Source organism: Bdellovibrio sp. HCB209 (assembly GCF_047306065.1).
GTDB lineage: Bacteria > Bdellovibrionota > Bdellovibrionia > Bdellovibrionales > Bdellovibrionaceae > Bdellovibrio.
Genome location: NZ_CP178618.1, coordinates 1,277,036 through 1,286,403 on the forward strand (window position 1 = coordinate 1,277,036; position 9,368 = coordinate 1,286,403).

General features: G+C 42.2%; 18 protein-coding genes. 8 read left to right on the plus strand and 10 right to left on the minus strand.

What is annotated here, in order from left to right; translation table 11 throughout:
* Nucleotides 1-3: 3 nt before the first annotated feature.
* A complete protein-coding gene (locus ACLVWP_RS06280; RefSeq protein ID WP_413560722.1) occupies nucleotides 4-288 on the minus strand; it encodes a hypothetical protein in 285 nt (94 codons plus the stop codon).
* Nucleotides 285-956 carry a hypothetical protein gene (locus ACLVWP_RS06285; RefSeq protein WP_413560724.1) on the minus strand — a complete coding sequence of 224 codons (672 nt, stop codon included), beginning with the start codon at nucleotides 954-956 and terminating at the stop codon, nucleotides 285-287. The genes ACLVWP_RS06280 and ACLVWP_RS06285 overlap by 4 nt, the downstream gene beginning before the upstream one ends.
* A gap of 144 nt (nucleotides 957-1,100) precedes the next feature.
* On the opposite strand from ACLVWP_RS06285, the gene ACLVWP_RS06290 reads away from it, so the two are divergent.
* Genes ACLVWP_RS06290 through ACLVWP_RS06310 form a run of 5 tightly spaced genes read left to right on the plus strand, consistent with a single transcriptional unit; the run spans nucleotide 1,101 to nucleotide 3,583 of the window.
* Nucleotides 1,101-1,274: a hypothetical protein gene (locus tag ACLVWP_RS06290; RefSeq protein ID WP_413560725.1), complete on the plus strand. Its 174-nt coding sequence runs from the start codon at nucleotides 1,101-1,103 to the stop codon at nucleotides 1,272-1,274.
* A complete protein-coding gene (locus ACLVWP_RS06295) occupies nucleotides 1,241-1,819 on the plus strand; it encodes a hypothetical protein (RefSeq protein WP_413560726.1) in 579 nt (192 codons plus the stop codon). Before ACLVWP_RS06290 ends, ACLVWP_RS06295 begins: the two co-directional genes overlap by 34 nt.
* An 8-nt stretch (nucleotides 1,820-1,827) precedes the next feature.
* A complete protein-coding gene (locus ACLVWP_RS06300) occupies nucleotides 1,828-2,646 on the plus strand; it encodes a DUF5677 domain-containing protein (RefSeq protein ID WP_413560727.1) in 819 nt (272 codons plus the stop codon).
* Between the two features lie 2 nt (nucleotides 2,647-2,648).
* The gene (locus ACLVWP_RS06305; RefSeq protein WP_413560729.1) at nucleotides 2,649-3,311 is read left to right on the plus strand and encodes an SOS response-associated peptidase; all 663 of its coding nucleotides are present in this window, start codon (nucleotides 2,649-2,651) and stop codon (nucleotides 3,309-3,311) included.
* A gap of 2 nt (nucleotides 3,312-3,313) precedes the next feature.
* Nucleotides 3,314-3,583 (plus strand): hypothetical protein, encoded by a 270-nt coding sequence (locus tag ACLVWP_RS06310; RefSeq protein WP_413560730.1) that lies wholly within the window; start codon nucleotides 3,314-3,316, stop codon nucleotides 3,581-3,583.
* Here ACLVWP_RS06310 and ACLVWP_RS06315 read toward each other — a convergent pair.
* From ACLVWP_RS06315 to ACLVWP_RS06325, 3 genes are all read right to left on the minus strand, one after another.
* Nucleotides 3,580-3,747, minus strand: coding sequence for a hypothetical protein (locus ACLVWP_RS06315; RefSeq protein ID WP_413560732.1), 168 nt, complete (start codon nucleotides 3,745-3,747; stop codon nucleotides 3,580-3,582). The genes ACLVWP_RS06310 and ACLVWP_RS06315 overlap by 4 nt on opposite strands.
* Before the next feature lie 79 nt (nucleotides 3,748-3,826).
* The gene (locus ACLVWP_RS06320; protein WP_413560733.1) at nucleotides 3,827-3,967 is read right to left on the minus strand and encodes a hypothetical protein; all 141 of its coding nucleotides are present in this window, start codon (nucleotides 3,965-3,967) and stop codon (nucleotides 3,827-3,829) included.
* Nucleotides 3,968-4,168: 201 nt separating this feature from the next.
* The gene (locus ACLVWP_RS06325) at nucleotides 4,169-4,714 is read right to left on the minus strand and encodes a metallophosphoesterase (protein ID WP_413560734.1); all 546 of its coding nucleotides are present in this window, start codon (nucleotides 4,712-4,714) and stop codon (nucleotides 4,169-4,171) included.
* A gap of 187 nt (nucleotides 4,715-4,901) precedes the next feature.
* On the opposite strand from ACLVWP_RS06325, the gene ACLVWP_RS06330 reads away from it, so the two are divergent.
* A complete protein-coding gene (locus ACLVWP_RS06330) occupies nucleotides 4,902-5,060 on the plus strand; it encodes a hypothetical protein (RefSeq protein ID WP_413560736.1) in 159 nt (52 codons plus the stop codon).
* A gap of 285 nt (nucleotides 5,061-5,345) precedes the next feature.
* Here ACLVWP_RS06330 and ACLVWP_RS06335 read toward each other — a convergent pair whose 3' ends face one another.
* Both ACLVWP_RS06335 and ACLVWP_RS06340 read right to left on the minus strand, forming a co-directional pair.
* Entirely contained in the window at nucleotides 5,346-6,167 is an 822-nt protein-coding gene (locus tag ACLVWP_RS06335) for a restriction endonuclease (protein ID WP_413560737.1), read from the minus strand.
* Nucleotides 6,167-6,685: a hypothetical protein gene (locus ACLVWP_RS06340; protein WP_413560738.1), complete on the minus strand. Its 519-nt coding sequence runs from the start codon at nucleotides 6,683-6,685 to the stop codon at nucleotides 6,167-6,169. Before ACLVWP_RS06340 ends, ACLVWP_RS06335 begins: the two co-directional genes overlap by 1 nt.
* 255 nt (nucleotides 6,686-6,940) lie before the next feature.
* Here ACLVWP_RS06340 and ACLVWP_RS06345 point away from each other — a divergent pair, with 255 nt between their 5' ends.
* Both ACLVWP_RS06345 and ACLVWP_RS06350 read left to right on the plus strand, forming a co-directional pair.
* Nucleotides 6,941-7,129 carry a hypothetical protein gene (locus ACLVWP_RS06345; protein ID WP_413560739.1) on the plus strand — a complete coding sequence of 63 codons (189 nt, stop codon included), beginning with the start codon at nucleotides 6,941-6,943 and terminating at the stop codon, nucleotides 7,127-7,129.
* Between the two features lie 6 nt (nucleotides 7,130-7,135).
* Nucleotides 7,136-7,753 carry a hypothetical protein gene (locus tag ACLVWP_RS06350; RefSeq protein ID WP_413560740.1) on the plus strand — a complete coding sequence of 206 codons (618 nt, stop codon included), beginning with the start codon at nucleotides 7,136-7,138 and terminating at the stop codon, nucleotides 7,751-7,753.
* 49 nt (nucleotides 7,754-7,802) lie between these two features.
* On the opposite strand, the gene ACLVWP_RS06355 is transcribed toward ACLVWP_RS06350, so the two are convergent.
* The 3 genes from ACLVWP_RS06355 to ACLVWP_RS06365 are packed head-to-tail and all read right to left on the minus strand — an operon-like array spanning nucleotide 7,803 to nucleotide 9,365.
* Entirely contained in the window at nucleotides 7,803-8,381 is a 579-nt protein-coding gene (locus ACLVWP_RS06355) for a hypothetical protein (RefSeq protein ID WP_413560741.1), read from the minus strand.
* 8 nt (nucleotides 8,382-8,389) lie between these two features.
* On the minus strand, nucleotides 8,390-8,977 hold the full coding sequence (locus ACLVWP_RS06360) for a hypothetical protein (RefSeq protein ID WP_413560742.1): 588 nt from the start codon (nucleotides 8,975-8,977) through the stop codon (nucleotides 8,390-8,392).
* Entirely contained in the window at nucleotides 8,964-9,365 is a 402-nt protein-coding gene (locus ACLVWP_RS06365; RefSeq protein WP_413560743.1) for a hypothetical protein, read from the minus strand. Before ACLVWP_RS06365 ends, ACLVWP_RS06360 begins: the two co-directional genes overlap by 14 nt.
* Nucleotides 9,366-9,368 lie beyond the last annotated feature (3 nt).

Genomic DNA, 9,368 nt, shown 5'->3' on the forward strand with positions numbered 1-9,368 from the left:
CGGTTATTTGCCTAGAAGTGTCTTCAGTTTCTTAGATGCTTCTTGCGGAAAAGCTGCGCACTCTTTTTTATCAGTCATTAGTACGATTTTAGTGATAATCCCAGCTTGGGGATTCATGCAGCTCCAAGATTTAGCGCCTTCAGACTTTTCGCACTTGGAAGTCTTCTCGATTTCCTTAACTACGGATTCGATCTTTGCTGCGCTTTCTGATTTATATGGAACGCAGTCTTTTAGAACTACTGGCTGAAGATTTGCTGCATTCATGGCAAAGACGAGTAGGTAGGTCATTTTTTCTCCGAATTCTTTTTGAGAGCCCATTTGTCATTCAAGAACTTTACATATTGGTCGGCAAGAAGCTCGAGCTTAAACTTTGGTTTCCCTTTGATAGGAATATCAGACTTAATTGACTTAACTAGCGCAGTCCGCTGCTTTTCATTAATGACCAAAGCCTTTAGCTTGCCATCCTTTTTAAGCTGGTCGTCATCTATTAAAGCTTCCGAAGTGCTGATCCCGGCCATGATAATTACTGACCAAGCGGCATCTACTTTATTCGCAGCTTCACCCATTTTGGTTGCAACTTCTACTTCTCCCGTTAACTCATGCTTCTCGATTGATTTTAGAATGCCGATTTGATCTTGAAAGCCTTCGATCAGGCTAGCTACTCCGGCTGAGAGGTGTTTTGAACTTTCAGCAATACTTTTATTCGAAGACTCAGTGAATGGCTTGAGTTCTTCAATCACGCACTTCATTCCCGGAAATGAAGTTGTCATCGTAAAAACGAATTCCTTTTGTGGCACATCTTTCATCTTCTTAGTGATGGTATTCAGCCCACCCAGAGAATTGAACATGGATTCCACAAAGTAATATGGATCGTTTGTGCTCTCCGAATATACGTTGCAGATAGTGGCGTTTGCGAAAGAGGGCATAGCTAGTAGAATCAGTAGCAGTGTTTTCATAATTCACTGATCGGTTGAATTTCAAGATATGTTAAACATGCATCAGTTTGCCAAAACACCTCAATATGAGAAAATATCGCATAATATTTTGAAGTTGATCAATGTGTAAATAATGTGTAAGTCTTTCAAGAAAAGGGAGGGCATATGGGTGCGATAAAAGAATTAGTTATAGAGGCGCTCGGTCCCGATCGTGAATGGAATGAAGCTGAAGAAGTGGATATTAGTGACGAACGAGATTGTACTCAAATTGAACTTCCAAAGTTTTCAATAATCCTAGGGCAGTCATGCAACCAAGCGAGAGATTTCAAAAGCTTATAGACCATGTCTCGCGCGCTGAGGACATTGAAGCCAGTAAGAAAAGGCACATCTGTACTAGCTTAGATTATTTTCGAAAGCAGTTGTTAACGGATTTTGACCGCAGAGATTCTGGCGAAAAAATTCTGACTGCTTGGCGAGATTTCCAATCTATTATGCGTGGTTCTCGAGTTCTGGCTTCGTTTGAGAAAGATCAGTTGTTCTGGAGAGAGCTACAGGCTTCAGTTGGGGTTCCAGTGCCTCCGGCTCCTGCTTTTCAAGTAGTGCCGCCACGACCAATAAAGGCGGAAGAATTTTTTATTGAAGTCGCCTCCGAGGTTAATTCTAAAATGGCTGACGGGCCTGAGAAAATGCTGTTGCTCTGTGGGCTATGGTATTTGCAAGTTGAAGCTCGATTGGCTAGGCCGTTCCGTTCCCAATCAAGAATTGAATTAGTATATCGGTACCTACATCCGCGCCTTAAGACCAAAGGCTTTCTTCGGAAGTTTGAAGGCAATAAGGAGGTTGAAAGCGTGGTACGATATTTCATCAAAGGTTCTATTTATTAGGGAGGAACATGACGGCGCAACAACCTGATTGGGTAAACTATTGGAACAACGTCGCACCTAGAATAGAAGCTTACATTGACGCACGATCGTTGCCGCTCGTCGATTCCTACCTTACGCAATGTTATGGATACTTTTGCTTTGTTACTGAGAATGTAGAGTCGAAAGTGACCAAGCATAAAAATTTGGTTCGCACCGTGTTTCCAATGCTTGTTCAAATCCAAGATATGCTACGTGCGAACATTCTTAATCAAGCTCATTTATTACTTACGCCGGCGGCCTTGAATCTGAGGGTTGCATTCGAAATCAAAGTCACTCTTAAATATATCTATTCTCACTCTGACCCCGCAATGATGCTGCAACGGTTGGCTAACTTTATAGTCTTTGAAACGCTAGTCGGGAGAATTAGTGCGCCATCACTTCCAAATCCATCAGACGAAGAGATTAAGGAATTTGAAGAGAAACATCCATATTGGACAAAAAAAGGCTCCTTAGATCACCTTGCGAAATGGAATGGGGAAGGTAAATCAATAAAGAAGATTTGTGATGGGCTTGATATGTCATCGCAATACTATCAGATTTACTCATTAACATCCAGGTTCGTTCACGGCTCTCCCGTTGTTCGGCAGTTTTACTCTTCCGGTGGATCGATTTCTCCGATCCCCGAGAAGGAGCGCGTGGCAAGTTTTACATTGATGGCCTCGAAGGAAATGATCGAAGTGTTGGAAGAATTTATGATTTTCTTTGGCGTATCTCATAATCAGGTAGACATTTCATTGCTTAAACACGCCTTCAATGAAGGGTATAGCTCATTCGGAGAGGTAGTTTAGCTATGTGCGCCAGCTATCATCTGAATACAGATGCACCTTCTCTTCAGAAGCATATTAACGTGATTCTGCCAGAGCAATTCACATTCGCTAAGTATGTTCTTCCTCACGCTCAAGCTCCAGTTATCGTAATGCACGAAGCTGATATTGTTTTGAAAATGATGAAGTTTTCTTTGCTGCCTGGCTGGAGTAAAGAGTCCAAGGTCAAATTTGCAACGCATAACGCTCGCCTTGAGAGCATTGATACAAAGCCAACTTGGAAGGTTCCATTTAAAAAGAATCACTGTTTGATTCCGATTTCTGATTTCGTCGAGCCGATTTATGAAAATGAATTCGCTGGAAACATGGTTCGCTTCTCAGAAAAGGCAGATCAACTGCTATTGGCGGCAGGTATCTTTGATGTGTGGGTCGATAAAGAGACGGGCGAGACGATTGAGTCATTCTCGATCATAACTCATGATCCACCAGACTTTATTATGTCTATCGGCCATGATCGCTGTCCTCTATTTTTACCTCAGAGCCGATATGAGTCTTGGCTTGGATCAGCGACAATGTCATCCGAAGAGCGCAAACAATTCTTACTAGATAGTCGCGCGGAAATTTCGTTTAAAGTAGAGAAAGAACGTCCGCTCAAAGAGGGCTGGCAGAAACGCATTCCCAAGGAGTAGCTATGACTTATCAGCAAATATCTGTGTTCTTGGGGGTATTCTCAATGCTGCTATTTCAGGTGGAGCAGGCGCTTCGTACCTGGATCGATAATCACGATAAAGCAAAGCCATATTATGATGGAATGTGGTTAGAAGTTCTTGCGAGAGTTGAAAGACAGCGAGAAGCTTGGGCGAAAACGCGCAAGGGAGTTGTTTTTTATATACCCTGGGCAAGATGGACGGCAGTTATCCTAGGTGTGGTATCTGCCGTTCTCTCGATCATTAAGGATTAATGAATTGTTTCGTCAGATTTTCGTTCGACCTTAAAAGTGGGCGGTTGTTTCGATTCCGCATGGATCTTTCTAAATACCTGTAAAAGAGCATCACAGGCGTCATATTCCTCAATTTTATAAAGTAAAACAATCATCGCTTCAAACGTTTCAGTTGTGATTTGCATAGTGCCTCCGGGATTTAGTCGGCTTGCACTGCCGATGCCAGTTCTAGGATCGAAGTGATTGGCTTTAGGCGTCCGGCCATTAAATCGCGATCCATCCTTTAGATTTCATCTGTAAAACCACGTCCGCCATGGGAACGCCTTTATCGCGGATACTTTTAACTTCCTGGTATAGCTCCGTGTTTGTCCAATGGAGTTTGCATTGGGCATTGAATGCATTCATATCGAAATTCCCATTTGAGAGCATTTCCTGAGCAACGTGGGCTTGAATTGACCTATAGAGGCAATGACCGCACTCATTTATTGAATGTTCGAGTTCAGACTTTGCGATCTGCTCGAGCTTTGACTGATTGGATAGGCGCTTGCGGCGTGGTCGGAACATGAAAACTCCCAGCGTATGCCGAGAAGCTTCAAGGCGTCTTACTTAGATGGTGCTTCGGTAAATTTTAACAACTTCGTCTAAAGAGATTGGTAGGTAGTTCAACACTTCTACGGAGACGTTGACCATTAGCTTACCACTCTCATGAATCTTTTCTTTTTGTATTTGGTGGAGATGGCCATGAATTAAAAAGTCGCATTGATCCGGCTTTAGGTCATATTTGCCTGGCATTTCACCAGGAGGACGAAACGGGTAGTGTGAAAGACCGATAGTTATGCCATCATGCTTAAGAATCAATGTGTCGTGAACTTCTTCATATCCAGCATTTAGCAAATCCTCTTTAGATCCGCGATCATGGTTGCCGCGAATTAGAATCTTTTTTCCATTAAGCTTGGACAAATATTCTTTCGCGCGCTCGATGCCGCCCAAAGAAAGGTCGCCTACGATATAAACGGTGTCTTCAGGAGTAACAACGGAGTTATAATCCGCCGCCATTTTATCATTCATCTCTTCCAAAGACGTGAAAGGGCGCTCACCGTATTCGATGACCTTTGTATGTCCAAAATGGAAGTCTGAGATAAAATAAACCACACTTAACCTCTGGTCTCTATAGTATCAGATTCATTTATGATTTCCAGTCAAAAACTCCAAATTGAGAATCGGCCGCATCTTGATAGCTATCAAAGGTGATATGATGATTTAATTGTAAGTAAATTGCCACTGGCCGTCTGTTATGGCATTTTTATTACAATGGGCATTTAAAGCTTAGGGGGACGCTATGGATGAAGAATTAAAGCTATTCCAGAAAGCTATTCAAGAGAATGACGAACAGATCGCCAAGGATCAAAAAGAGACCTTCGAAATCACCGATGAAGATTTGGCTAAGCTCAGGGGTATCTCGTCTAAAAAGTGCCAAGCCGCTAGTAAGAAAGATTGAAATCTCTTGTCATTTTGAAGCGCTTCCGAACCAGGATCACCTTAAGGCGAATTACGGTATCCAAATTCCCAAAGGACAGTTTAAGTTCATGGGTTGTCGGTCGGTCATTTATAACCTGTTTTGAATTGGCAGGAAATATATAATTGCCTACATAGTCTAGCCATCTAATCTGTCGCATTTGTTGTTTCTCAGAGCAGTCAGATGCCCCGAAGTTACTCAAGAATCGCTCAACCCTATCTTGATGTTTAAAATCATTCATTCGAATCTCCAGTCCATTAATAGCTTTTAAGCCATTCTCGCTTGAATGTCTTTTAAGTCGCTGCCTTGAATCACTTGTACACAGTTCGCAATTGCTAAGTCCATGGCTTCTTTTGTAAGGATGGAGTTGGTGACAACCATCAAATCGTCAGCGTGGTAAAAGGCCTTTGCGCCTACGACTTCATGTACTGCTTTTATATCGACCTTTCCAGAATAGTATTTGCACTGAACCAATACTTTCTTTACGCTAGTCATCGCCGTTGTTCTGTAGAAAATAATATCTGCACCCTTGTCGCCAGACATTGGAGGAATCTCCCCGCGAGCCTTAAGGTTCGCTGTAGTTTCGGCATTCCCATAAACCGAACGCAAAATGCCAGCAACGTGCTCCTCGAAAAAGCGACCACGTTCTTCATTTGTCTTCGCTTCTTCAATAGATTTGATCTTGATCGAATTTTGCTTCTTTTTGTCCGAACCAATTAGTTTCAATAAGTTTAATGGAAACAATGTGAACTGAGTGATTATTGCGAAGTTGATTAGCGCGCCTGTTGCTAAAATGGCGTCCGGGGTAAGTCCCTGGATATTCATGCGAATGGTAGCAACGCGAACGCCGGCGAAAATTAAGATGCCAATCGTTGCGTAAGGAGCCAATCTAGGACGAAAACGACAAACGAATACGGATATAAGCGATGTTAGGGCTACAAACTGAAAGAGATATTGCTGGAACTCAGGAACTCTTTTGATTGAGTGTGGGAAAGTAGTGGCCATAGCGAAGTATGCAATTAATGGGAATAGGGAGCTGCCCAGAATCTGAAAACCGAATTTGAATAGAACAACCAGTAGTCTCAACATTATCTTGCTCCTTTAAACATCTCTTTCAAAACTTTGCGCTCGTCCAAGTGTGCGTAGGTATCGATGATTTTAGAACTTACATGACATAACTTTGCGGTTTCTTCCTTCGTTCTCTTTTCCTCGAACAGATAGTAGCTGATGGCCGAGTGACGAAGACTGTGGTTACAAATGCCCTCAACCTGGAAGTGTCTTTTGATTCGTCGGAGACAAGTTGATGGATCCCAGTCAAACAGTGTGCCCACCTTTGTCGCTAAAACCTCTTTAACGAAGCTTTGAGCGGCTGGGTGGACTCGACACCATCTTTCTTCATGGCGACGCTTCTTAAGCACTGAAACCTTAAAGAACAGGCACCCATCATCTTCAATGAAGTTCGCCTTGGTAAGCGCTAGTCCCTCGGAAACTCGCAGGCCTCCAGATAAACACACTGCAAAGAAAGCTTTATATTCGCGATCAATGTTCTCGTCGGCCAAAACTGTGTTCAAAAGGTCTACGAATTTGTCACCTCTAACAATTGCCACAGGCTTATCTGAGCTGACTCTCTTTGTGACCAGGAAGAACTGCGAATACATGGAAACCTCGCTATAGAAACAACTATAGCATAAATTGGTAGCTATCTAAAATAGCTATGTTTTACGGAGAAATGCCCGAATATGGGTAATAATCGTGCATCGGGCCAAAGCTTTCAGATTTCGATAGTTTAGGTGATACTAAAGATAGCTATCTAATTTGAAACCATTACAATGAATGTATAACTTTGAAACGAAAGGCTCATAATGGCACCCAAGGCGAAGAAAGCAGTTCCTAAAGTTGCGGTTAAAAGAGCCAAGAAGGCTGAGAAGCGGGTGATTCGTGGCTTCAACTTAAGAGAATCGACCATCAAGAATGCGCAAAAGAAAGCCAAAGAGCTGGGGTACAGCCTGAACGGGTTCATTGAAGCCGTGCTGATTGAAGCTTCGAAGTAGGTACTGGTGGGACTATTTGACGGGATTGAATACTATTTTAAGACGTTCAAAAGCAGAGGCGTAAAAATCCACCCAGATCTGATCGCGAAAATATACGAAAGGTGTGATCACATTAATAATCACGTCATTCCCTTTGAGCGGTTTAATTGTGATAACAACCTTCTTTGGAATCATCTGGTCCAGGAGATTCAATTGTTGCCCGCGGATAGGCCAATTTTCATCAATTCGATGATTGGCGTACACTTAAATGGAGGGTTAACTCCAACTGGAAATGGTGGAACTAGAATAATTTATAAAAATGAAGTGGCAGAACGAGTAAAAAGCCACGAAAAGCTTCATTATTTTTTTGAAGAAGGAATTCAGCATACTCAACGGCAAGCTCTATTGCAGTATTATTCTAATCGATACAGAAGTCTTATAGTCGATTGGAACGATGTTCTCCCTTATGGAAAGAAGAACGACTATGAAGAAATGATTGTCCGTACTTTAAATGGAGATTGGTTCATGCACCTCGAAGGGCAGGATTTGTCCTTTGATTCCCCTGCGTACTTTTCAAATGAAACTGCAAAGTTGCATTCAATTGCAGAGGTAGACTTGAGAAACTACATTCTTACCAATTTTTAGGATTAACATTTTTTGCTGGAGATTATTTATGCCTTCTTGCTTTGAAAAACTAAGCCACTTCGGTGAAACCAATCTCGTTGAGTAACTGCTCTCGAAATGTTTTTAAAATTGGCTCTGTTTTGGGATCGGCTCTTTCGACTGAAATTTCAAGCAAGCCTTCGGCTTTATCTTGTTCAACTTGGAAACTTGTGAATTGGACCTTAAAGTACCTGTCGTACTCGTGTTTTTTGCGTACTCTAAAATAGAGTGTCGCAAGCCCGCCGCTGCGAACAGATCCGTCGATAGCGTAAGCTTGGTTAATTAGCTCTTGCCAGATTTCTCTAATGTCCACATTGTTGAATGGAAGAAATTTTGATGTGCTTCCGAATGGTTCAGTTTGAATAACTGATTTAAGAATACTTCTGGAGATTTCACTTAGCTCTCTAAAACTTGAGATTTCACCTTCAGCGCGGCTCAAGGCAAGTCGGACATGCTGTAACGACTCTTGGAGGTAACTTAAATTTGGACTCTCTCTGGTGAGCGCTAAATGAAGATGCTCTGTAATGATTTCGTTGGGCTCCAGGAACGCTTCGCGATTGCCCGAATCGGCAATTAGGAACCCTTGAGTTTTATTTAAGATCGCTTCCATAACTCCTCCTATGCGGCATCTTCATCATCAAATTTGAAATTCGCTATATCTTCTTTGCGAACCAAAATATCTTCGCGAATCTGTAGTCCGCCACGCAACCATGATTCAACTCTATCGTTGGCTTCTTTAAGAGAATTCTTTGTTGGAACTTTGGTCAGTACTTGTGAATAAATACGGCTGCACACCTCTGAATTAGAGTTTACAAGCATTCGCATTAATTTATTCATTCTTACTAATTCTTTCCCAATTTGTGACGCTGGATTTCTATTTCGTTCCGATTTTCTTTTGGATGCGTATTGCGACCAGCCGTCGTTGTACGACATGTTTTTTGCACGAAGCTTAGCTACTCGTGTGCCATTTGATGAATCCATGTAACCGACTTCATCCACCATTTCTGCGTTTAATAATTCGTTGATGCGCCCGGTGATGTGATTGGATTCAAAGGATGGATCTACTTCCTTACGTAGAAGATTCAAATACTGCTGACGGTCTAATTCTGGATATGCTCTAATTAAATAGAAGATTCCTTCTCGCAATGACTTAACGTATGCACTTTTCAGAAACGAACCTAACTTTTTTGCCTTAACGTCTAACATAAGTACCTCTTTTTCTTCGTGCGCGAATGGTTTTCATTTGAACTGAGGTTGGCTGATAGCAAAAATCTATACCGCATGCCTTGGCCGTTTTTGAAACGGAAGGGGCGAGAAGGCGGTTCGCAACGATTGTTTGGGAACTCATGATGTAACCAAGATCCCGTGCATAGATCCCAGCATTCCTAAATTGAATCACATCTTCGATTGATGGATCGGAATCTGAAATCAGGAATAGATCCACAGTCCGAGACTCTTCGTTCAACACAGCACAACTCAACGTGGCTTTACCATGTGTGTTCATCGACTCGATATTATGCTTGAGCACTGAATCTCTGAACATCTTCTCAGTCTTGTCATGGTGGAAGTTTGCTAACCATATTTTTGCATTCATACA